The sequence below is a fragment of the Pseudomonas sp. RL_105y_Pfl2_101 genome, assembly GCF_963970585.1.
Lineage (GTDB): Bacteria > Pseudomonadota > Gammaproteobacteria > Pseudomonadales > Pseudomonadaceae > Aquipseudomonas.
Genome location: NZ_CAXAPG010000001.1, coordinates 29,299 through 50,406 on the forward strand (window position 1 = coordinate 29,299; position 21,108 = coordinate 50,406).

A 21,108-nucleotide genomic window follows, 5' to 3' on the forward strand; every position below is an offset into this window, starting at 1 on the left:
CAGAAATGGATATACACAGCACTCCCAAAATCCCCCCAAAAAACGAAGCAAAAAAAAACGGCGCCTTTCCATTTCTGAAAGAAGCGCCGTTTTTTCTAAGTTGAGCAGCATTACGGCCATTGGCCGGGTTTCTGTTCAACCGATCATTGCATCCATGGCGGCGGCGGTTCTTCGGTCTTGCCGGGCGGGGCATCGTCGGCGGCCCGTACGGCCTGCCGGCGTTCCTCGTCCAGACGGGCGGCTTCGATCTCGCGCATGATCCCGCCGACATCCGCCATTTCTTCCGGCTCGTCGAACTCGCCGGTCAGTACGCTGGCCGGGTGCAAGGTGCCAGCTTCGTACAATGCCCACATTTCCTTCGCGTACTTGGTGCGCTTGAGCTCGGGGGCAAACCGACCGAAGTAGGACGCCATGTTGCCCACGTCCCGCTCCAGCATGCTGAGAGCATGGTTGTTACCCGCAGCATCCACGGCCTGCGGCAGGTCGATGATCACCGGCCCGGTTGGCGTGAGCAGGACGTTGAACTCCGACAGGTCGCCGTGCACCAGACCGGTACACAGCATCAGCACGATCTGGGAAATCAGATAGGCGTGATATTCACGGGCCTGGTCCGGCTCCAGCACCACATCGTTCAGACGCGGCGCCGCATCGCCATACTCGTCGGCCACCAGTTCCATCAGCAGCACGCCTTCAAGGAAGTCGTACGGCTTGGGCACGCGTACACCCGCGCCAGCCAAGCGGAACAGTGCCGCCACTTCGGCATTCTGCCAGGCGTCCTCGGTTTCCTTGCGCCCGAACTTCGAGCCCTTGGCCATCGCCCGAGCCTGACGGCTATTGCGGACCTTGCGACCCTCCTGATATTCGGCCGCCTGACGAAAACTTCGCTTGTTCGCCTCCTTGTAGACCTTCGCGCAACGTAGCTCGTTACCGCAGCGCACCACATAAACAGCTGCTTCTTTACCACTCATGAGTGGGCGCAGCACCTCGTCGACCAGACCGTCCTCGATCAGGGGTTCAATGCGTTTTGGAGTCTTCATCAGCTTTTATTGTGGGTCCTTTATTACCAAACACGCGAATGACAGTCGTTATACGGCAATCCTTCCTCCACGGGGAGGGGTTGCCGACCTATGAACCGGTGATGCATGCAATGTGCCGGATCAATCGACCGAGCCGAATCATAGCCGAGACCGGACCTGGCGTTGGCAACTCAATGCCCAGGCATTTGCGACAAGAGCTGACAGTCATGTCTACCGTCGGTTGTAGACCAGTGCGACGACTCAATGCTTGAACAGTTCCCCCGGTGTAAACCCGAACATCCCCTTGAACGCCGCAATGAACGCGGACATTGAATCATACCCACAGGACAACGCGGCGCTGGTGACGCTGTCGCCCTGCTCCAGCGAGCCCAGAGACGACAACAAGCGCATGCGCTGGCGCCAGGCGCGAAAGTTCAGGCCGGTCTCGCGCTGGAACAGACGCATCAGGGTTTTTTCCGACATGCCCAGGCGCTCAGCCCAGGCGTGCAAGGTGACGTTCTGCTCAGGCTGTTCGATCAACTCGTTACACAGCCCCAGCAGGCGAGCATGTCGCGGCAGCGGCAGGGAAAATCCAACCTCCGGCAGAGTCGCCAACTGGTCCAGCAACACCTGCACCAACCGTTGTTCCTGGGTATCGCCTTGCGGGTAATCGACCGGAAGCTGACAGAACACCTTGATCAACTCGCGGGCCAGTGGCGTGACTTCCAGCACTCGACAGCGCTCATCGGTCCAGGGGCAGGCGTGGCGATGCACATACAGGCTGCGCATTTCCGCCCGGGTCGAGGTCACCACCTGATGTTCCAGATCGGCCGGAATCCAGATGCCCCGTTGCGGCGGGGCGAAGAAACTGCCGGCAGCGGTATGTACGCCGAGGACGCCGCTGATGGCGTAGGAAAACTGCACCCAGTCGTGACGATGGGCTTGCGTCCAGGAACCAGCACTCAAGCTTTCGACACGGGCGTAAAGCGGCCTCGGCAATTGCGCCAGGTCAGGGATGCGGCGTTCGAGCTGCTGGTGTCCGTTAGGCGGCATTGATTGGCCTTATGTCGCAAGACGACTAGTCAGGACGACGTTAGGCTAAGTCGACTTTTCTTACAACTTGCGGTGCCCTATGCATATCCTCAGACACCTCAAACGCATGGTGACCGACTGGTTCCTGTGCGGCATGTTGCTCGCCACGCTGTTGGCGTACTTCTTTCCAACCTTTGGTGCCACGGGCGGTGGCATGCATGCCGAATGGGTGGTCAACATCGGTATCTTCGTGGTGTTCTTCCTGCACGGGGTCAACCTGTCCGGCGAACAGGTCCGCCACGGTTTGAAGAACATCCGGCTGCACGTGATGGTGCAGGCCTTCACCTTTGGCGTGTTTCCATTGATCTGGCTGCTCAGCCACTGGCTGCTGGGCAGCCACGTGCCAGCGCTGCTGATGCTGGGGTTCTTCTACCTGTGCGCCCTGCCCTCGACCATTTCTTCCTCGGTGGCGCTAACCGGCAGTGCCGGCGGTAACGTGCCGGCGGCGATTCTCAACGCAAGCCTGTCCAGCGTACTGGGGATTTTCCTGACACCGCTGCTGGTCAGTTTCGTGGTCGGCAGCGGCGCTGGTGGCATCGACCTGGGGTCAACCTTGCTCGACCTGTGCATGATGTTGCTGCTACCGCTGGTGCTGGGGCAGTTCCTGCGGCGTTGGTTGGCTGGCTTTTTCGGCAGGTACAAGCGCTACACCAGCATCATCGACAAGCTGGTAATCCTGCTGCTGGTCTACGCGGCGTTCTGCAACTCGATGGTGTCCGGCATCTGGCAACAGCAAGGCAACGGTGTGCTATTGAGCGCAGTGCTTGGCAGTGCCGCGCTGCTGGCGATCATCTTGTGGGGCACCACCCGCACCGCCCGCGCCCTGAAATTCAGCAGCGCCGATGAAGTGGCCGCGGTGTTCTGTGCCAGCAAGAAATCCCTCGCCGCCGGCGTGCCCATGGCGGCGTTGATTTTTGGCAACCATCCCGGCCTGGGGCTGATCCTGCTGCCGATCATGATCTATCACCCGCTGCAGCTGATCGTCTGCTCGATCCTCGCCGAGCGCTACGCCAGCCATCACCGGGAACTGGCCTCACGCCACAACGGCGCCGTCCTCAGCACTCGATAATCGCCGTCACGCCCTGGCCGGCGGCGGCGCAGATGGAAATCAAGCCACGCCCTCGCCCGGCCGCATCCAGCAACTTGGCAAGGTTGGCGACAATGCGCCCGCCCGTAGCGGCAAACGGGTGCCCGGCGGCCAGGGAACTGCCCTTGACGTTCAACCGGCTGCGGTCGATGGACCCTAGCGGCGCGTCGAGGCCCAGACGAGTCTTGCAGTAGCCCGGGTCTTCCCAGGCCTTCAGTGTGCACAACACCTGGGCGGCGAACGCTTCGTGGATCTCGTAGTAATCAAAGTCCTGCAAGGTCAAACCGTTGCGCGCCAGCAGTCGCGGCACGGCGTAGACCGGGGCCATCAGCAGCCCTTCGGCGCCATTGACGAAATCCACCGCCGCCGTTTCACCGTCGCGCAGGTACGCCAGGATCGGCAGCCCCCGGGCCTTGGCCCATTCTTCACTGCCCAGCAACACCAACGAGGCGCCATCGGTCAGTGGCGTGGAATTGCCCGCGCTCATCGTGCCCTTGGCGCTTTTTTCGAAGGCCGGCTTGAGGGAGGCGAGTTTTTCCAGGGTCAGATCCGGGCGCAGGTTGTTGTCCCGGGTCAGGCCCAGAAAGGGTGTCATCAAGTCGTTCTGCCAACCTTCGGCATAGGACGCGGCCATTTTCTGATGGCTTTCCAGGGCCAGCTGGTCTTGCGCCTCCCGGGGGATCTGCCAGGTCTGGGCCATCAATTCGCAGTGCTCGCCCATGTTCAGGCCAGTGCGCGGTTCGTTGATGCGCGGCAGGTCGGGGACGAGGTGCTGGGGACGCAGTTGCAGGAAGGCCTTGATCTTGTCGGCAGTGGTCTTGGCGCGATTGGCTTGCAGCAAGATCCTGCGCAGCCCTTCATTGACCGCGATAGGCGCGTCCGACGTGGTATCCACGCCGCCGGCAATGCCGCTGTCGATCTGGCCTAGGGCAATTTTGTTGGCCACCAGCAGCACCGCCTCCAACCCGGTGCCACAGGCCTGTTGTATGTCATAGGCCGGCGTCATCGGTGACAGCCGCGAGCCGAGCACGCATTCGCGGGTCATGTTCATATCCCGGGAGTGCTTGAGCACCGCGCCAGCAGCCACCTCGCCAATGTGCAGGCCATGCAGGTTGTAGCGTTCGATCAGCCCCTCGAGGGCAGCCGTCAACATCGCCTGGTTGCTGGCGGTGGCATAGGCCCCGTTGGAGCGGGCGAACGGAATGCGGTTACCACCGATGATCGCGACGCGGCGTAGTTGTGTCATGAAGAACTCCCTGTGTAGGTCTAGTGCCCTTTCAAGACTCAACCGAACCCGGTGGGAGCACAGCTTGCTCGCGATGAACGATGCCACGACCTACCTGAAAAGCGCGGTGTCTGCATCGCGAGCAAGCTGTGCTCCCACGGGGATTCGGCGCCCTGAAAGAAGCGCTCCGGCTCAAGCTTAGGCTTTATCTCGCCGATCGAACGACTGATTGCCAATCATGGTCCACACTTGGAACCTCATCAGCCGGAGTGTGTTCCATGTCTGACCGTTATATCGACTTTGCCAACTCGCCCATTGGCCGGCGCATGGTCGGGTCCCTCGGCCTGCCATCGCCGGTGCGCCTGGAACGCTGGCAGGCCGGGCGCCTGCGGCCGATCGAAGGCGCACTGCTGCTGGGCGGCGGGCCGTTGACCGAACAGATCGGCACGTTTGCCAAGCGCCTGACCGATACTATCTTCATCTACGGCGGCGAGCCGACCCTGGCCACCGAGTGGATCCCCGGCCATGGCCCGAAAATCAAGGCGGTGGTATACGACGCCAGCCATTTAGTGCAGGCCGACCAGCTCAAGCAGCTGCGGGAATTTTTCCAGCCTCTGATGAAAAACCTCGACCACAGCACCCATGTCGTCATCCTGGGCCGTGCTCCAGAAAGTCTTGCCGATCCGTTCGCTGCCAGTGCCCAGCGGGCGTTGGAGGGTTTCAGCCGTTCCCTGGCCAAAGAGTTGCGCCATGGCGGGACACTGCAATTGCTGTACGTCGGCGACGGCGCCGACGCCCAACTGGAAGGTGCGCTGCGGTTTTTCCTGTCACCCAAGAGCGCCTTCATCTCCGGGCAGGTCATTCGCCTCAACGCCTGTGACACCCAGGTCCAGGACTGGACCCGACCGCTTACGGGGCTCAAGGCGCTGGTCACTGGTGCCGCCCGTGGGATCGGCGCCTCCATCGCCGAAACCCTGGCCCGCGATGGCGCCGACGTGATCCTGCTGGACGTCCCGCAAGCCAAGACCGACCTCGACGCCCTGGCTGCACGCTTGAGCGGACGCAGCGTCACGCTGGATATCTGCGCCGAAGACGCCGCCGCCCAGTTGATCGAGCACCTTCCCGACGGCGTCGACATCGTGGTCCACAACGCCGGCATCACCCGGGACAAGACCCTCGCCAACATGACCCCGGAATTCTGGGACGCGGTATTGGCCGTCAACCTCAACGCCCCGCAAGTGCTGACCAAGGCCCTGCTCGACAGCGGCACCCTGCGCGACAATGGCCGGGTGATTCTGCTGGCGTCCATCAGCGGCATTGCCGGCAACCGGGGGCAGACCAACTATGCGGCAAGCAAGGCCGGGCTGATCGGCCTGGCCCAGGCATGGGCGCCTTTGCTGCGGCCACGCGGCATCAGCATCAACGCCGTGGCGCCGGGCTTCATTGAAACCCGCATGACCGCCGACATCCCCTTCGCCTTGCGCGAGGCCGGGCGGCGCATGAGCTCCCTGGGCCAGGGCGGCCTGCCCCAGGATGTCGCCGAAGCCGTGGCCTGGCTCGCGCAACCGGGCACGGGCGCCGTGACCGGGCAGGCGCTGCGGGTATGCGGACAAAGCCTTCTGGGAGCGTGACCATGACGATCCAATGGCATGAAGTCAGCAGCCCGCCCTCCATGTCCGGGCTTTACTCGAAAGCGGCGACACGGCGCAAGGTCACCGGCACGACCCTGCCCGAGGAAGGCCTGCGTCAAGTGCTGCAGGTCGACCCGCAACGCCTGGCGGCCTATCGCAAAGTCTGCGGGTTCGTCGATAACGGACTGCTGCCGCCGACCTATCCCCACGTCTTGGCGTTTGCCCTGCAAATGCAATTGCTCACTGGCCGTAACTTTCCGTTTCCGCTGTTGGGGCTGATCCACTTGAGCAATCGCATTCGTGTATTGCGGCCCATGGGCGGGGTTGGCCAGGTACGGGCCAGCGTCAATGTCGAGCAGCTGCAAGCCCACCCCAAGGGCGCGGTCTTCGACCTGGTGACCCGCCTCGATGATCAGTTGGGGCCGCTGTGGGAGGCCCAAAGCCAGATGCTTTGCAAAGGCGTCCAGCTCGACGGGGCACTCGTGGAGGATTCACCGCAGGCCAGCCTGCCCTTGATTGAAGTCGCGCGCTGGACCGCACCGGCGGACATCGGTCGGCAATACGCCAAAGTATCCGGCGACTACAACCCCATTCACTTGAGCGGCATCAGCGCCCGGTTGTTCGGCTTCCCCACCGCCATCGCCCATGGCCTGTGGAACAAGGCCAGGACCCTGGCGGCGTTGGATGAGCACCTGCCCGAGGCCAACATCGAGATCGATGTGACCTTCAAGAAACCGGTGCGCCTGCCCAGCGAGGTGACGCTGCTGGCAAGTGCCGCGGGGTCCAGCGGGCAGCTGCAACTGATGGGGGCTGGGGAGCTGGAGCATATGGTGGGAGAGTGGCGGCCGGTGGCCTGAACAGAATGATGGCCTCCACACCCGTCCCCTGTGTGCGAGCTTGCTCGCGAAAGCGGTGAGTCAGCTTGAATCACCGTTGAATGTGCCGAGGTCTTCGCGAGCAAGCTTGCTCCCACAGATGTTCCGGGGTGTTCACAGAGCAGGTGTCCGCCACAAAATCCCTGTGGGAGCGAGCTTGCTCGCGATGGCGGTGGGTCAGCTCGCATCCATCTTGAATACGCCGAGGTCAACGCGGCGGGTAGTTGGACAGGATCCGTCCCACCGTCTCGCGCACAGCCGTGTTGCGGTCAGTCGGGTTGGGGGAGTTGCTGAGCAGTTGCTCGTCACTGCCACGCCACACCAGCTTGCCGTCCTTGCCATCGAGCAGGTCGATCTGCACGGTGGCGACCTTGTAGCTGATGTTGCGGGTTTCGTTGTACATCGGCCCGCCCCAATAGCCATTCCAAGGCCCGCCCCAACCGCCGCCGTAGTGGGTGGTGACCTGCTGCTGGCGGTCCTCGACGATCAAATAGGCCTGGACCAGCACATCGCCATGCCCGCCAGCCGCCGCCGGACGCAGGCCGCGTTGGTCGAGTTGATCGGCAACCGCCTGGCGGATCCGCTGTTCGGTCAGGTCGCTCTTGATGCGGGGGTCATCGGGACGATATTGCAACGCCGGGGCTTTCCAGCTCCAACTGCGATACGCCGCGAAATCGCGGCCGGTGTCGAAGTCATGGTTGACCTGGTTAGAAGCACAAGCACCCAACAACAGAGTGAAGGCCAGTAGAGCAAGACGGCGAAACATGGTTTTTCTCCGTTGCGTAATCAACTTGGGGGATACGCCGACATGGCTTTTTCCACCGCCGCACGAATGGCATCGGTGCGCTCGGTTTGGCTGCCACGCTGGCCGGCCTCGGCGCTGGCGCTCCACACCGGTTGCCCCGTGCGAGCATCGAACAGATCCACCCGAACCACCACGACCTGCTCCTGATATGTGCGCACCATCGGCACCGGATGATACATGCCATAACCCTGACCATAACGGTCATAACGGTTATAGCCGCCGTAGTAACCGGCATCGTAGTCATCCCGGACCTGGCGCACACGGGTCTCCAGACGCAGGTCTGCACTGACGAACAGGTCGGCGGGCCGGTTGTCATGCAGCGGACGCAGGCCGCGCTGGTCCAGGGCATTGCTCACCGCTTCGGCCACCTGGGCCGAATCCGCCCAGGCGGTACCCGACGGCAGGTGCCCGTCGCGCCAGGCCCAGCTGCGATAGCGCCCGTAGTCACGGGGTGGCGCGGGATAGGCGCTGCGATCGAACACCGTAGCGGCCTCGGGCGGCGCCGGCGGTAGCGGATTGGACGTGGCGACATAGGGGTTGCTGCCCTGGCAGGCCGCCAGTCCCAGGCACAGCATCAACAACCCTGAACGACCTTTCATTTCGCTCTCCGGTCACACTGGACGGCAGATCCAGTGCAGATAACGTCCCAACCCGGCAAACGCCGGATGGCGACGGTGGGCCAGTTCCATTTCCAGCAACGGCGCAAGCTCCACACGGCCCTGAAACTCCACCGGCATGTAGTCATGGAAAACCCGCACGCCACTCTGGTTTTCGACCTGCCACAGGCCTTCAAGTTGCGCCGCCAATTCCCTTGGATCAAGAGGTTGTTGCGGCGTCAGGCTCTGTTTTTCGCCGGCCATGTCGTTTTTGCGCAACTTGCGAAAATGCCCCTTGAGGAGGTTGCGGTAGACCAGCGCGTCGCGGTTGTAGAACGCCAGGGACAGCCAGCCACCCGGGACCGTGAATTGATGCAGCACCGGCAGGATCGCGTGAGGTTCAGCCAGCCATTCCAGCACTGCGTGGCACAGCACCAAATCATAGGGTTCGGTGAGCTGGCCGGGCAGGTCTTGCCACGGCGCCTGGATGAACGTGGCGCTCTGGCCCGCCTCGGCAAACCGCTGGCGAGCGCCTTCGAGCATCGGTTCGGCCGGCTCGGCCAGGGTCACTTGGTGACCGCGCTCGGCCAGCCACAACGACATGTGGCCCAGGCCGGCGCCAATGTCCAAGACGCGCAACGGACGCTGTGGCAAGGTTTCCAGCAGATCGGCCTGAAGCACCGCCAGGCGGATCGCGCCCTTGGCCCCACCGTAGATTTTTTCTGCAAAGCGCGTGGCGAGCTGATCGAAATGACGGTCACTCATTGGCCGAACCGCCGTTCGCTGTCGGCCAGCTTGCTGCGCACCACGGCGTCCATGTCCAGGCCCAGTTCGCTGCAAAGCAGCAACAGGTACAACACGATGTCACCGACCTCCTGCCCAGCGTGGGCCAGTTTGTCCGCCGGCAACTGGCGCGACTGGTCCTCGGTCAGCCACTGGAAAATCTCCACCAGTTCGGCCATTTCCACACTGGCGGCCATGGCAAGGTTTTTCGGGCTGTGGAATTGCCGCCAGTCGTTACGGTCACGAATGGCATGCAGGCGTTCGGTCAGTTCAACAAGGTTCATCGGGTTCTCCTGAATGCGCATAGCTTCAGGGGGATAACCAGGGAAGGCAAGCGTCTCGGTACGAAGCGACGGTTTGCCCCATAATCGAACCAACTCGGCCGCCACAGCTCCTACAATCAGGAGCCAACGGCTCAGATCCCCTCCCATCAGGATGCACATATGCAGGTAGAAAGCTTTTTCGAATGGCTCGGCCAGGCGCTCGGTTCGATGATCCGTTTCATCGTCGACCTGCTCAGCGGTTTGTTCAACACCCTGGCCAACGCTGGCGGCAACTTCGTCGATGGGTTGTCACGCACCCTGGGCATGGATACCTCGATCATCAGCATCATCGCGCTGATCCTCGGGCTCATGCTGCTCTACTCGGCCATCCGCGCGTTCATGCGGGCCTCGATCGTCATGGGCATCATCTGGCTGGTGCTAGGGTTGTGGTTGTTGAGTTGGATCATTCACTAGGGCCAAGAGCACTGTGTGGGAGCAAAGCTTGCTCGTGATACAGGCGTCTCGGTTCCCTGAAAGACCGCGTCATCTTCATCGCGGGCAGGCCTTGCTCCCACAGATTTTTTCAGATCGAACGCAGAGCGTCCCTAGAGGCGTTCCCACGCGGAGCGAGGGAACGATCAATGCGAGAACCCGCTACAATCGCGCTCCATCAAGGAGCCCGCATGTCCAACCTGACCTCCGACTGGCGCGACCGCCTTACCCATCGCCGGGTCTGGGCGCTGGCTGCGCCGATGATTCTCTCGAACATTTCCGTACCGCTGGTGGCGTTGGTGGACAGCGCCGTCATCGGCCATCTGCCCCATGCTCATCAGCTAGGCGCCGTGGCGGTCGGGGCGAGTTTGTATACGGTGCTGGCGTGGGCCATGGGTTTCTTGCGCATGGGCACCACGGGGTTCGCCGCCCAGGCTGCCGGGCGTGATGATGGGGCAGCGTTGCGACAAGTGTTGTTGCAAGGACTGTTGTTGGCGTTGGGGTTGGCGGTGCTGCTCGGTGCCGTCGGCGTACCGTTGAGCGACGTGGCGTTGCACTTCATGCAGCCGTCCGCCGAGCTCAACCAGTTGACCCGTGACTTCTTCCACACCCGGCTCTTCGGCTTGCCGGCAGCGCTGGCCAGCTATGCGCTGGTAGGCTGGTTCCTCGGCGCCCAGAATGCCCGTGCCCCGCTGGCGATCCTGCTAGTGACCAACCTGGTCAACATCGCCCTGAACCTATGGTTCGTGATCGGCCTGGAGTGGGGCGTGACCGGGTCGGCCCGGGCGTCGGTCATTGCCGAGTGGACCGGCGCGCTGGTCGGCCTGGCCCTGGCCCGCAACACACTGCGCGCCTGGCCCGGGCAGATCGCCTGGGCCGCCCTTGGGCTGTGGCAGAGCTGGCGCCCGCTGCTGGCGGTGAACCGAGACATTTTCATTCGCAGCCTGGCGCTGCAAGCGGTGTTTTTCCTGATCACCGTGCAAGGCGCACGCCTGGGGGATGCGACCGTGGCGGCCAATGCCCTGCTGCTCAACGGCCTGTTGCTGACAGCCCATGCCCTGGACGGCCTGGCCCATGCCGTCGAAGCGCTGTGCGGTCATGCCATTGGCGCCCGCGACCGCCTGGCCCTGCGTCGCTCGCTGGTGGTGGCGTGCGGCTGGTCGTTGATCGCAAGCCTGGGCTTTGCACTGCTGTTCCTGTGCGCAGGTCACCTGTTCATTGACATGCAGACCGACATTCCCGACGTGCGCGCCACCGCTTATAGCTACCTGCCATACCTGGCAGCCCTGCCACTGATTGCGGTCTGGAGTTACTTGCTCGACGGGCTGTTCATCGGCGCCACCCGTGCCCGGGAAATGCGCAACGGCATGCTGCTGACCCTGCTGCTGGTGCTGCCCATCGCCTGGACACTGCAAGGGTTGGGCAACCATGGGCTGTGGATCACCTTCCTGCTGTTCATGGCCCTGCGCAGCCTGACCCTCGGTGCTTTCGCCTGGCACTTGCAGCGCCACGACCGCTGGCTCGGCACATCTGCCCACTAACGTTCAACCCTGGCTGCTCTGCCAGCGCCGACGCAGATGCTCGAGCCGCTCGCGCTGCGAACCGCCCACCAGGCCTGGCACTGGCCGGGCATCGGGGTATTGCAGGCGCAGCCACAGCCAGTCGTCGAGCACCGCACGCTCGGTAAACCCCAGCGCCAGGCCCTGCTGCAAATCCCCCCAGAGCCGCTGATAATCACATCCGGTAGAACGGGACCACTGCCAGGTGTGACGCTCCAGCAGGCATCGTTGCAACTGGTCCTGCTGCCGGTTGCTCAGGCCGTGCTCTTTCTCCAGCGCCGCCACCGGCAGCCCCGGGTTGGACAGTTGTTGCCAACCCTGGCTACCGATCGCCCGGTCGGCCCAGGTGCCACCAAACCAGCGCAACGAACTGATCGGGCCTAGCCAGCAACTGAGCTCCTGAGGATTGCAACCGTCGAAGAAATAGCTGGCGATGTGCGGGTTGTAATAGCTCAACAACGCTTTGTGATGCAGACCCAGGGTCACCGTCAGCATGCGTCGCAGATGCGCCAGCAATGGCGCAGCGGGCGATGGGCTGACCAACAACAGTCCCGGCCAGGAACGTGGGTCCAAGTGACAAAGGCTGACCAGCGCAGGCGAATGGCGCAGATCCACCAACAGTGGACCGTGCTCTTGCAGCCCCTGCAACTCGGTATTTTCAAACAAGGCAAAGTACCGGGCCTTGGCGAACTGCGCGTGCACAAGCCGCGCAGCGCCAGGCGCACTCGGTACGTCGAGCAGCAGCCATTGCGGCGTTGATCCAGACAGGGTCGCGGCATTCATCGAGCCACGCCCGAACCGCGTCGCATGAGCATACGGCAGGTGCATAGTGGCTGGGCGCAGGGGCTGAACGGCCCGCCTTCGGGCAACAAGCACAACAAGACCAGCGGCTCGGCATCCTGGATTGCAGACAACAGGACCGGATCGGCAACCAATGGTCTACGTGTTCCGCCTGTGGATAACTCATCCACAACCTCTACTGAGGCAGGCGCATTCAAAAATGCACTGATCATTGGCCGATCCGGATCGCCTTCGATAAAGCTCACCAGTACCTCGGTGCCGTCACTCAGGGCGCCCGCTCCACCCACGACCAGCTCGGGTGCCAAGGGCAGCCAGCAATGACTGGGGCTGGAACCTTCGCCCTGGTAGGCCCAGTCAAGCTGCACTGCCACGCGCCCCGCACCCGGCTCCGCCGGCTCGTCCACCGCCACGACCCAGCCCCGTTGCCGGCTCACCATGCGCGGCTTTATCGGAACCTCATCTGGCACGAACAGCGCGCCCCGGGGAATGGCCTTGAAATGATTGTCATACACCCCCGCCTGCGCGCGGTGCTCGACCTGCGTCAGCAGCCAGCGCCGGTTCCAACCGGCAAACGGATGGGCCATCAACGTCAGCACCTGACCACCGTGCAGGTTCATCAAGTCGCTGCGACCCTGGGCGACCTGCTCCCCCGACACCTCGGTTTGCACGCTGAAGGACCGCACCGCGGCAATCGGGCCCTCGTCCGCGTAGACCGCCTTACCGGCCGGAGGGAAACTGTGCGGATGATCAGCGAACACCAGGCAATGCCCGTCCCGTGTGTGTTCGAAATGAAAGTGGATACCCACCTGGGCGCATACACGTTGAAGGAACTGCAGGTCCGACTCGCGATACTGGGTACAGAAATCCTGCAGTGGATAATCGCCACTCAAATCCAGGCACAGGCTGCGGCCACTGATGCCATGGGCCTTGAGCACCTGGCGAATGATCTGCGGCACCGAACGGGCGCTGAAGACCCGCTGGCTGAAACGCTGCGTCAGACAGGCCAGCTTCGGCCTGATACGCACCCGGCAGCCGGCGCCATGACGGTGTTGGACCAACTCATGGAGCTGCCCATGAATACCCCGGCCTGGGGCCCCGAAACTCAACCAGACGCTGCGGTATAACAGCCCCGCCAGGTCCAGGTTCGCGTCGCGCAACAACAGTTGCGCCTCATAGACGAAGGGTTCACTGATGGTTTCGCTACCCGTGAAGGCCACGACGTCAACAGGCTCGGGCAGACCGGCTATCTCCAGACGAAAGACTGGCTCGCTGGCTGGATCGGACATCGGCGTTTCTCTACAGGAGGGGCGGTCGGGGATTCTCGCCGAGAGCCATGGTCGAGTAGAGGGGCCAAGCACAAGTTAGGAAAGGGACTACACGAAATAAGGACATCGCCGGTTAAATGCACCGACGTACAGAAATAACGACGGCACAAATAAAAACGCCCTCCGGGACTGTCCGAAAAAACCCGCAACATGCGGTGCATTTTCTGACAGCCCCGGAGGACGGTGCCGATGATGCAATCCTGTGGCGAACTGGACTGCGTAAGAGCTGCGTAGGAGCTGTCGAGTGCAACGAGGCTGCGATCTTTCCCCAAACACTTGAGTCCCAAGCGAAAGATCAAAAGATCCCAGCCATCGGCAGCGCCTACAGGGCACAGCCGAGCGGGAGCAAGCCTCCCTCAGCACCTTGCCCGAAAGGCGCTCACTTCCCCATCAAGAAGACAGATAGGACGAACGCGTCAGCCCCAGGCGCAAGGCATCGAGGAACTGGGTACGTTCGGCAGCACTGATGCGGGCGCTGGCACACTTGTCGCGGTAGTGAGTCATTAACTCCTCCGGCGACAGGTGCACGTAGCGCAGCATGTCCTCGATGGTGTCGTGGGTTTCGATACCGGCGTGGTACACGCTGCCATCGGCGTTCTGGTAGATGTTCACCGAGTCGGTGTCACCGAACAGGTTATGCATGTCACCGAGGATTTCCTGGTAGGCGCCCACCAGGAAGATGCCCAGCAGATAGTCTTCATCCGGCTTGAGCGCGTGAACCGGCAGGCTGGTCTCGATGCTCTGCTCGTCGACGTACTGCTTGATCTTGCCGTCGGAGTCGCAGGTCAGGTCTTGCAGCACGGCGCGGCGCAGCGGCTCTTCGTCCAGGCGATGCAGCGGCAGGATCGGCAGCACCTGGCCGATGGCCCAGGTGTCCGGCAGGCTCTGGAACACCGAGAAGTTGCAGATGTATTTGTCGGCCAACTTGTCGTTGAGCTCATCCAGCACCTGGCGGTGCGAACGCTGGCGTGCCTTCAACGAGTTGTGCAGGCGACGGCACACGGCAAAGTAGCACTGCTCGGCCAAGGCTTTTTCGGCCAGGGTCAGCTTGCCGTCGGCGTACTGGGTCGCCACGTCGCTCATGTAGTGAGTGGCGCGCCAGTATGTCTCGGTGACCATCTCGATATCGGTCGGGCCCAGCAGGTCAACCAGCCATTGCACGGTTTCCGGCAGTTCCTGCTTGTTGTCGATCACCGGCACGTCGTCGTTGTGCTTCTCGACGTCGGTCACCTGCACCACCAGCATGGCGTGGTGCGCGGTCAGCGAGCGGCCGCTCTCGGAGAAGATGTTCGGATGCGGCAGGCTCTGGGCATCGCAGAACTCCTTGAGCATGCCGACCACGACACCGGCGTAATCGTCCATGTCGTAGTTGATCGAACTGGCATTGCGCGAGTGCGTGCCGTCGTAGTCCACGCCCAGGCCACCGCCGACGTCGATGTGATCAACCGGCAGGCCGAGGTTGCGCAGCTCACCGTAGTAACGGATCGCTTCCTTGAAGCCGTGCTGGTAGTCCGCCAGGTTGGCGATCTGCGAGCCCATATGGAAGTGCAGCAGGCGAATGCCTTGGTCCAGGCCGGCGGCGCGGAAGCGCTCGACCACCGACAGCAGTTGCGCGGCCGACAAACCGAACTTGGACTTCTCGCCACCGGTATCGGCCCACTTGCTCGATGCCAGGGACGACAGGCGCACGCGCAAGCCGACCTGGGGCTTGACCTTGAGCGCTGCGGCCTCTTCGATCACCAAGCCAACTTCGGACTCTTTCTCGATGACGATGAAGACGTTGTGTCCGAGTTTCTGGCCCATCAGCGCCAGGCGGATGAACTCGCGGTCCTTGTAACCGTTACAGACGATCGTCCCGCCCTTCGGTGCCAGGGCCAATACCGCCAGCAGCTCCGGCTTGGAACCGGCTTCCAGGCCGATGGAGACGTTCTGGGTGGCGATGATGTTTTCGATCACCGCTTCCTGCTGGTTAACCTTGATCGGATAGAGCGCGGTGTACTTGCTCTGGTATTCCAGGCGCGCGATGTTGCTGTCAAACGCGCCGGTGAGCTGGCGCACACGGTCTTGCAGGATGTCAGGGAAGCGCACCAGCAAGGGCAGCGACAGGCCGCTCTGGCGCAACTGGTCGACTTGCTCGAACAGATCGATGGGCGAGCTGCCGGGACCGTTCGGACGGACTTCGACGCGACCGGCTTCATTGATCGCGAAATACCCGGCCCCCCAATGGCGAATCCCGTAAACACTGCGGCTGTCCGCAACTGTCCATTGGCTGCCATCGTCTTTGCGTGTGCGTCGTACGGACATCGAAGTCCCCTATAAAGAAGTCAAAATGCACCATCCGGTCGGAGGCTGGGGCAGTCTAGAGAGTGAAAATGACGAATTGCCTGTTAGCAAGGTAGACCCTGCTCCCAGCGATGAGTTTAGAAACCCGTTCAGAACAGGCTCTGTGAAAACCATGCGGGCGCCCTCGAACGTTGGGTTCGGGTCAAGCCGAGGGTGGTTTTCACAGAAGCTGCTAGCCGCCGGATTTCTTTGCCTTGAAGCCGTGCTTGGCCAGTTCCGCCAGCAGCAGCTCGACGTGATCGCCCTGGATCTCGATGATGCCGTCTTTCAACGCACCACCGGTGCCACAACGTTTCTTCAACGCAGTGGCCAGTTCCTTGAGCGCGTCTTCTGCCAACGGCACGCCGGTGATCGTGGTCACCGTTTTGCCGCCGCGCCCTTTGCTTTCACGGCGCACGCGCGCAATGCCGTCACCGGTAGGGATGGCGGTCTGCTTGCAGATGCAGGCATCCACCGGTTGACGGCAATCAGGGCAATGACGACCCGCGTCGGTAGAAAATACCAGGCCGCCCAGGGCGGCGAAGGATGCGGCTTTTTTGGCCACCGGCAATCCTCTTGGGAGGACAAAGACTGGTCGAGGACAGAACGTGCCTCGACCGCGAAACCCCACTCAGGCAGGGGCAGCGCTACTGGACCGCAGACACGGTTCAGCTTGAAAAGTCGCGCAGTGTAACGGCAAAAAGCCGACTTGCTAAGGGCCAATCAGCGCCAATTTATAGCTTCTTTGCGACGCTGCCACCATGGACCCGCAAATAGCGTTCAAGCGCCGCCAGGGAGTCCGGGCAGTAAGGCTTGCGCTGGATTTCATCGAGCACCTGTTCGAGCGGCAGGAAACGCGCTTCGAGGACTTCTTCGGGCTGCAGGACCAGCGGGCCGTCCCACACCGCCGAGAACGCCGAGCACCATAGGCGACTGCCGGGGTCTTCGAAATAAAAATGGTCGTGGGCGGTCAGTTCCACACCGCTCACGCCCAGCTCCTCCGCCAGCTCACGGGCAGCCGACTCGGCGTAGGTCTCATCGGCCTGCACCATGCCGCCCGCCGCCACGTCCCAGAAACCGGGGTAGATGGCCTTGCTCAGGGTACGTCGGTGAACACACAGCTCCCCGGACGAATTGAACAGCATGATGTAGGTGCCCCGTCCGATCAGGCCACGCTCACGCAATTCTGAACGCACCAGGCTGCCGAGCAGGTTGTCCTGCTCATCGACCCACGCGATCAGCTCGGCATCCGAGGCCACTCGGTGAGCGACCTCCCGGGGGCTTTCATTCATCGATCAGCCCTGGTTCAGCAGTTGCCGCAAGTCGATGACCGCTGCGTTGGCTCGGGAAATGTAGTTGGCCATGACCAATGAGTGGTTCGCCAATACACCGAAGCCGCTGCCGTTGAGGATCATCGGGCTCCAGACCGGTTCCTGGGACGCTTCCAGTTCACGAATGATCTGCCGCACGCTGACGGTGGCGTTCTTTTTCGCCAGGACATCGGCGAAGTCCACTTCGATGGCCCGCAGCAGGTGCGACAACGCCCACGCCTGGCCACGGGCCTCATAGAACACGTTATCGATTTGCAGCCACGGGGTCTCGACCACCTCTTCATCTACCTGCGGCACCTGTCCTGGGACCGAGACTTCGGTTTTCAGCGAGGTGTTGAGCTTGACCCGACCAACGCTGGCCGACAGGCGTTGGGACAACGAACCCAGGCGAGTGCCGACATCCCCCAGCCAGTTGTTCAGGTTATCGGCGCGGGCGTAGAACAGTGCGCTTTTCTGGCTCGGGTCGGACAGCCGCGCCTGATAGCGGCTCAGTAAATTGATGCCTTCCTGGTATTCCGACTCGCTGGAGGGCAGCACCCAACTGCGGTTGTTGAAGTTGAAGCGCGGCTCGGCCTTGGCCAGATCGGCGTCCTCGGCGGATTGGGACTGCGAACGGGCAAAGTCCTTGCGCAAGGCGCGGCTCAGGTCGCGGACCTGCACCAACACGCCGTATTCCCAGCTCGGCATGTTGTCCATCCATAGGCCAGGCGGGAAGCGATCGTTGGAGATGTAGCCACCCGGCTTGTTCAGCAGGGTCTCGGCCACCGTCTTGAGCGTTTCGACCGTGGTGTAGCCCACCACCATCTGCCGGCCATCTTTCTCGGCCGCGGCCTGGGCGTTCTGCTGCACAGGGAACAGCGCGGGCTCCTGGCTCCAATACCAGCCGACGGCAATGGTCACCAGCAGGTAAAGACCGATCAGCGTGGCCAGTGCACGGCTGAAAAAAAGCCCACCCAAGAAGCTGCGGGTGTCCGATTTCGGCTCGGCGGCACGTTCAGGCGCGCTGCCCGCGCGTTTTTTCCAGTCCAGCATGGTGATATCCCTTCAATCACTTGAGTTCTCGGTTCGACCACAACCCTACGCCATCGTGCCTGATTTGAAACGCGATAATGCGGCGCCAATCATGCCGGGCGCGACAGGGCAATCGAACAGCACTATAAAGGAAGCGTTGCCGTTGGCCTACGAGACTGGGCGGTCGCAAACTGAATTTCGCGACTGGACAGATTATTGATGTGTGACACTCATGCAAATGAAAAGAGGTGCTAGCATAGAGCCACCAGTCGATCTCAGCATGCACCCTAACTAGTAGTCAGGATATGACCGAGCCAGAAGACCCCAGCCGTGAGCGCCTCAAGCACCACTTTGCCCAGCGGGTAATTCATCAGGCTCGTCAGATCCTGGAGATTTGGCAGCGCCTGCAACGCAGTGAGTGGTCAAACACCGACCTGTCGGAGCTCAGCGAAGCCAATCTACGCCTGCTGCGCTTTGCCGAGCGCTTCGAACAGCCCGAGCACTCCCAGTTGGCCCAAGGCATCAGCCAGTCGCTGCAAGCTGTGGACGCCAATCGCGGGCGCTTGAGCAGCCACCTGATCACCGAAATCAACCGCTTGATGCAGCGCTTGTCTCGTACCGGCCTGCGCCATGGCGACCAGTTGGAACAAACCTTCCTGCCGCCGCTGCGCAAACCCATCTACGTGTTGCTGCAGGACCATGACCGCGCCGAGCGCCTGGCCAAACAGTTGGAGTTCTTCGGCCTCAGCGCCCAGGCGCTGGACAATGTCGCGGCGTTCCGCGCCTCGATGGTCGAACGCCTGCCAGCGGCGATTGTCATGGATGTGGATTTCAGCGGCCCCGGTGCGGGCCTGAAACTGGCCGCCGAAGCCCAGGAAGGCCTGGAACAACCGCTGCCGCTGTTGTTCTTCAGTTTGTTGGAAACCGACACGCCGACACGCCTGGCCGCAGTGCGCGCTGGCGGACAGGAATTTCTCACCGGCACCCTCGAAGCCTCGAGCCTGCTGGAAAAAATCGAAGTGCTGACCTGCGTCGCCCAGTACGATCCATACAAAGTGCTGATCATCGATGACTCCCGCGCCCAGGCCATGCACACCGAACGCCTGCTCAACAGCGCCGGCATCATCACCCGCACGCTGATCGAGCCGATCCAGGCCATGGCCGAGCTGGCGGACTTCCAGCCCGACCTGATCATCCTCGACATGTACATGCCGGCCTGCACCGGCACGGAACTGGCCAAGGTGATACGCCACAACGACCGCTACGTCAGCGTGCCGATCATCTACCTGTCCGCCGAAGACGACCTGGACAAGCAACTCGACGCCATGAGCGAAGGCGGCGACGACTTCCTCACCAAACCAATCAAGCCCCGACACCTGATCACCACGGTGCGCAACCGTGCGGCCCGGGCGCGCAACCTCAAGGCACGGATGGTGCGCGACAGCCTCACCGGCCTGTACAACCACACCCATATCCTGCAACTGCTGGAGGATTGCAGCTTCCGCGCTCGTCGCGAAGGCAAGCCCCTGAGCTTCGCCATGCTCGACATCGACCATTTCAAACGGGTCAACGACAGCCACGGCCACCCCATGGGCGACCGCGTGATCAAGAGCCTGGCGCTGTTTCTCAAGCAGCGCCTGCGCAAGACCGACTTCATCGGCCGTTATGGCGGCGAAGAGTTCGCCATCGTCATGCCCGACACCGACATCGACGCCGCCTGCAAAGTGCTGGATGAAATTCGCCAGCGCTTTGCCGAAATCCACTACCCGGCCCAACCCCATGATTTGTGGTGCACCTTCAGCGCCGGCGTGGTGGAAATGAGCGATGACGCCGACAGCCTGATGATGGCCAGCCAGGCGGACGAAGCGCTGTACCGCGCCAAGCACGCCGGGCGCAACCGGGTACAGAGCGCTCGTCAATCAAAGCAAAGTGCCACTTTTTCATCAGAATCGACTGATTCGGTCATAAACCTGTAACGCAAGCGCAATAAATTCAGGCACTTACGATTCTGCCCCCGGTAGACCCTTGATGCGCCTGAAGCTGCTGACCAATCTCAACACCCTTCTTCTCGTTGCCGTGTGCGTGGGCCTTGGGGCCACGCTGTGGTGGTCGCAGATCGCTCTGGAACGGCCCTACTTGCTGATGGAGCGCTACCTCGGCCTGTCGCGGCAGTTCCAGGGCGAAGTAGCTCGCAACATCGAGGACTACCTGACCAGCGGCGACGCCTTGCGCCTGAGTGCTGCCACCCAGGCCCTGGAGACCCTGCAGAAAGACCTCGATCAGTTCCCGCCGGCACTGGCCAAGCCCCTGCGCCCGAGCCTGTCGAACCTCGATGGTTTCAGCAAGACTGATCTGCTGGCCGCCGGTAAACTGGCCGGCGATCCGCAGGCCTTGCTGCTACAGGCCGAGCGTGAACTGAGCGCCAGCCTCGACCAATTGGCCCAATACGCCAACGGCGCCCCGGCCTACTTGCCACCCTTGTTTGCCGCTTCGCAGCACCTGGGCCGGTTGTCCCTCACGCGGGACAAACTGGTCAGCAGTGGCCACAGCGAATTGGCCACCGACGTCGAGCGGGAACTGGCGAGCATCCGTGTAGAGGCCGAGCGCCTCGACAGCCTGCCACTGCTGGGTGTCACCGCCAGCAGCGAATCAGGCAGCGATGATTTCGCTGCGCTGATGGGTTTGGAAAGCCAGGAAAAAACCGTCGCCGAAGATGCTGGTATCGCCCTCAAGCGCGAACTCAACAGCCTGCTCAGCCGTTACCCGGCAGAGTTGGCCCGTACCCGTGAACTGATCCAGAAACGCACCGAACTGAGCAGCGCCACGCACCTGAAAATCGCCGACGTGCAACAGGCGATCGATGCCATGGAACCGGCGGTACGGGCCCAGCATGG

At 62.2% G+C, this 21,108-nt stretch carries 19 protein-coding genes; 6 read left to right on the plus strand and 13 right to left on the minus strand.

Going from position 1 to position 21,108, the window contains the following annotated elements:
• Nucleotides 1-143: 143 nt before the first annotated feature.
• Both AACY31_RS00140 and AACY31_RS00145 read right to left on the minus strand, forming a co-directional pair.
• Nucleotides 144-1,037 carry a PA4780 family RIO1-like protein kinase gene (locus AACY31_RS00140; RefSeq protein ID WP_339478558.1) on the minus strand — a complete coding sequence of 298 codons (894 nt, stop codon included), beginning with the start codon at nt 1,035-1,037 and terminating at the stop codon, nt 144-146.
• Between the two features lie 240 nt (nt 1,038-1,277).
• Complete coding sequence (locus tag AACY31_RS00145; RefSeq protein WP_339478556.1) at nt 1,278-2,069, minus strand: AraC family transcriptional regulator; 792 nt, start codon at nt 2,067-2,069, stop codon at nt 1,278-1,280.
• Nucleotides 2,070-2,148: 79 nt separating this feature from the next.
• Here AACY31_RS00145 and AACY31_RS00150 point away from each other — a divergent pair, with 79 nt between their 5' ends.
• Complete coding sequence (locus tag AACY31_RS00150; protein WP_339478555.1) at nt 2,149-3,177, plus strand: bile acid:sodium symporter family protein; 1,029 nt, start codon at nt 2,149-2,151, stop codon at nt 3,175-3,177.
• Here AACY31_RS00150 and AACY31_RS00155 read toward each other — a convergent pair.
• Nucleotides 3,164-4,441 carry an acetyl-CoA C-acetyltransferase gene (locus AACY31_RS00155; protein ID WP_339478554.1) on the minus strand — a complete coding sequence of 426 codons (1,278 nt, stop codon included), beginning with the start codon at nt 4,439-4,441 and terminating at the stop codon, nt 3,164-3,166. The two genes, AACY31_RS00150 and AACY31_RS00155, sit on opposite strands and share 14 nt — an antisense overlap.
• Nucleotides 4,442-4,698: 257 nt before the next feature.
• On the opposite strand from AACY31_RS00155, the gene AACY31_RS00160 reads away from it, so the two are divergent.
• Nucleotides 4,699-6,051 (plus strand): 3-oxoacyl-ACP reductase, encoded by a 1,353-nt coding sequence (locus AACY31_RS00160; protein WP_339478552.1) that lies wholly within the window; start codon nt 4,699-4,701, stop codon nt 6,049-6,051.
• A 2-nt stretch (nt 6,052-6,053) separates the two neighbouring features.
• A complete protein-coding gene (locus tag AACY31_RS00165) occupies nt 6,054-6,908 on the plus strand; it encodes a MaoC family dehydratase (protein WP_339478551.1) in 855 nt (284 codons plus the stop codon).
• A gap of 226 nt (nt 6,909-7,134) precedes the next feature.
• Here the strand turns inward: AACY31_RS00165 and AACY31_RS00170 are convergent, their stop codons facing one another.
• The 4 genes from AACY31_RS00170 to AACY31_RS00185 are packed head-to-tail and all read right to left on the minus strand — an operon-like array spanning nt 7,135 to nt 9,394.
• A complete protein-coding gene (locus tag AACY31_RS00170; RefSeq protein ID WP_339478550.1) occupies nt 7,135-7,692 on the minus strand; it encodes a DUF4136 domain-containing protein in 558 nt (185 codons plus the stop codon).
• Between the two features lie 20 nt (nt 7,693-7,712).
• Nucleotides 7,713-8,330: a DUF4136 domain-containing protein gene (locus AACY31_RS00175; RefSeq protein ID WP_339478548.1), complete on the minus strand. Its 618-nt coding sequence runs from the start codon at nt 8,328-8,330 to the stop codon at nt 7,713-7,715.
• A 12-nt stretch (nt 8,331-8,342) separates the two neighbouring features.
• The gene (locus tag AACY31_RS00180; protein ID WP_339491266.1) at nt 8,343-9,092 is read right to left on the minus strand and encodes a methyltransferase domain-containing protein; all 750 of its coding nucleotides are present in this window, start codon (nt 9,090-9,092) and stop codon (nt 8,343-8,345) included.
• On the minus strand, nt 9,089-9,394 hold the full coding sequence (locus tag AACY31_RS00185; protein WP_003186192.1) for a MazG-like family protein: 306 nt from the start codon (nt 9,392-9,394) through the stop codon (nt 9,089-9,091). Before AACY31_RS00185 ends, AACY31_RS00180 begins: the two co-directional genes overlap by 4 nt.
• Before the next feature lie 159 nt (nt 9,395-9,553).
• On the opposite strand from AACY31_RS00185, the gene AACY31_RS00190 reads away from it, so the two are divergent.
• Both AACY31_RS00190 and AACY31_RS00195 read left to right on the plus strand, forming a co-directional pair.
• Nucleotides 9,554-9,847: a hypothetical protein gene (locus AACY31_RS00190; RefSeq protein WP_339478545.1), complete on the plus strand. Its 294-nt coding sequence runs from the start codon at nt 9,554-9,556 to the stop codon at nt 9,845-9,847.
• A gap of 209 nt (nt 9,848-10,056) precedes the next feature.
• Nucleotides 10,057-11,406 (plus strand): MATE family efflux transporter, encoded by a 1,350-nt coding sequence (locus AACY31_RS00195; RefSeq protein WP_339478544.1) that lies wholly within the window; start codon nt 10,057-10,059, stop codon nt 11,404-11,406.
• A gap of 3 nt (nt 11,407-11,409) precedes the next feature.
• Here AACY31_RS00195 and AACY31_RS00200 read toward each other — a convergent pair whose 3' ends face one another.
• The 6 genes from AACY31_RS00200 to AACY31_RS00225 all read right to left on the minus strand — a co-directional run bounded on the left by AACY31_RS00200 (nt 11,410) and on the right by AACY31_RS00225 (nt 18,235).
• Nucleotides 11,410-12,207, minus strand: coding sequence for a DUF4123 domain-containing protein (locus tag AACY31_RS00200; protein WP_339478542.1), 798 nt, complete (start codon nt 12,205-12,207; stop codon nt 11,410-11,412).
• The gene (locus tag AACY31_RS00205) at nt 12,204-13,511 is read right to left on the minus strand and encodes a type VI secretion system Vgr family protein (RefSeq protein WP_339478540.1); all 1,308 of its coding nucleotides are present in this window, start codon (nt 13,509-13,511) and stop codon (nt 12,204-12,206) included. Before AACY31_RS00205 ends, AACY31_RS00200 begins: the two co-directional genes overlap by 4 nt.
• A gap of 429 nt (nt 13,512-13,940) precedes the next feature.
• Complete coding sequence (speA, locus tag AACY31_RS00210) at nt 13,941-15,854, minus strand: arginine decarboxylase (RefSeq protein ID WP_339478539.1); 1,914 nt, start codon at nt 15,852-15,854, stop codon at nt 13,941-13,943.
• 211 nt (nt 15,855-16,065) lie between these two features.
• Complete coding sequence (locus AACY31_RS00215; RefSeq protein WP_339478537.1) at nt 16,066-16,437, minus strand: translation initiation factor Sui1; 372 nt, start codon at nt 16,435-16,437, stop codon at nt 16,066-16,068.
• Nucleotides 16,438-16,606: 169 nt separating this feature from the next.
• Nucleotides 16,607-17,164, minus strand: coding sequence for an NUDIX hydrolase (locus AACY31_RS00220; RefSeq protein ID WP_339478535.1), 558 nt, complete (start codon nt 17,162-17,164; stop codon nt 16,607-16,609).
• Between the two features lie 3 nt (nt 17,165-17,167).
• Nucleotides 17,168-18,235, minus strand: a complete 1,068-nt coding sequence (locus AACY31_RS00225) for a DUF2333 family protein (RefSeq protein WP_339478533.1) — start codon at nt 18,233-18,235, stop codon at nt 17,168-17,170.
• 284 nt (nt 18,236-18,519) lie between these two features.
• Between AACY31_RS00225 and AACY31_RS00230 the strand changes: the two genes are divergently transcribed.
• Complete coding sequence (locus AACY31_RS00230; protein WP_339478532.1) at nt 18,520-20,190, plus strand: GGDEF domain-containing response regulator; 1,671 nt, start codon at nt 18,520-18,522, stop codon at nt 20,188-20,190.
• Nucleotides 20,191-21,108 lie beyond the last annotated feature (918 nt).

Excerpts from the sequence above, each read along its gene's own strand:
- AACY31_RS00140 (WP_339478558.1), bottom strand. The coding sequence starts at position 1,037 with ATGAAGACTCCAAAACGCATTGAACCCCTGATCGAGGACGGTCTGGTC.
- AACY31_RS00165 (WP_339478551.1), top strand. The coding sequence starts at position 6,054 with ATGACGATCCAATGGCATGAAGTCAGCAGCCCGCCCTCCATGTCCGGG.
- AACY31_RS00175 (WP_339478548.1), bottom strand. The coding sequence starts at position 8,330 with ATGAAAGGTCGTTCAGGGTTGTTGATGCTGTGCCTGGGACTGGCGGCC.
- AACY31_RS00225 (WP_339478533.1), bottom strand. The coding sequence starts at position 18,235 with ATGCTGGACTGGAAAAAACGCGCGGGCAGCGCGCCTGAACGTGCCGCC.
- AACY31_RS00160 (WP_339478552.1), top strand. The coding sequence starts at position 4,699 with ATGTCTGACCGTTATATCGACTTTGCCAACTCGCCCATTGGCCGGCGC.
- AACY31_RS00200 (WP_339478542.1), bottom strand. The coding sequence starts at position 12,207 with ATGAATGCCGCGACCCTGTCTGGATCAACGCCGCAATGGCTGCTGCTC.
- AACY31_RS00220 (WP_339478535.1), bottom strand. The coding sequence starts at position 17,164 with ATGAATGAAAGCCCCCGGGAGGTCGCTCACCGAGTGGCCTCGGATGCC.
- AACY31_RS00205 (WP_339478540.1), bottom strand. The coding sequence starts at position 13,511 with ATGTCCGATCCAGCCAGCGAGCCAGTCTTTCGTCTGGAGATAGCCGGT.
- AACY31_RS00155 (WP_339478554.1), bottom strand. The coding sequence starts at position 4,441 with ATGACACAACTACGCCGCGTCGCGATCATCGGTGGTAACCGCATTCCG.
- AACY31_RS00170 (WP_339478550.1), bottom strand. The coding sequence starts at position 7,692 with ATGTTTCGCCGTCTTGCTCTACTGGCCTTCACTCTGTTGTTGGGTGCT.
- AACY31_RS00145 (WP_339478556.1), bottom strand. The coding sequence starts at position 2,069 with ATGCCGCCTAACGGACACCAGCAGCTCGAACGCCGCATCCCTGACCTG.
- AACY31_RS00190 (WP_339478545.1), top strand. The coding sequence starts at position 9,554 with ATGCAGGTAGAAAGCTTTTTCGAATGGCTCGGCCAGGCGCTCGGTTCG.
- AACY31_RS00195 (WP_339478544.1), top strand. The coding sequence starts at position 10,057 with ATGTCCAACCTGACCTCCGACTGGCGCGACCGCCTTACCCATCGCCGG.
- AACY31_RS00185 (WP_003186192.1), bottom strand. The coding sequence starts at position 9,394 with ATGAACCTTGTTGAACTGACCGAACGCCTGCATGCCATTCGTGACCGT.
- speA (WP_339478539.1), bottom strand. The coding sequence starts at position 15,854 with ATGTCCGTACGACGCACACGCAAAGACGATGGCAGCCAATGGACAGTT.
- AACY31_RS00230 (WP_339478532.1), top strand. The coding sequence starts at position 18,520 with ATGACCGAGCCAGAAGACCCCAGCCGTGAGCGCCTCAAGCACCACTTT.
- AACY31_RS00150 (WP_339478555.1), top strand. The coding sequence starts at position 2,149 with ATGCATATCCTCAGACACCTCAAACGCATGGTGACCGACTGGTTCCTG.
- AACY31_RS00180 (WP_339491266.1), bottom strand. The coding sequence starts at position 9,092 with ATGAGTGACCGTCATTTCGATCAGCTCGCCACGCGCTTTGCAGAAAAA.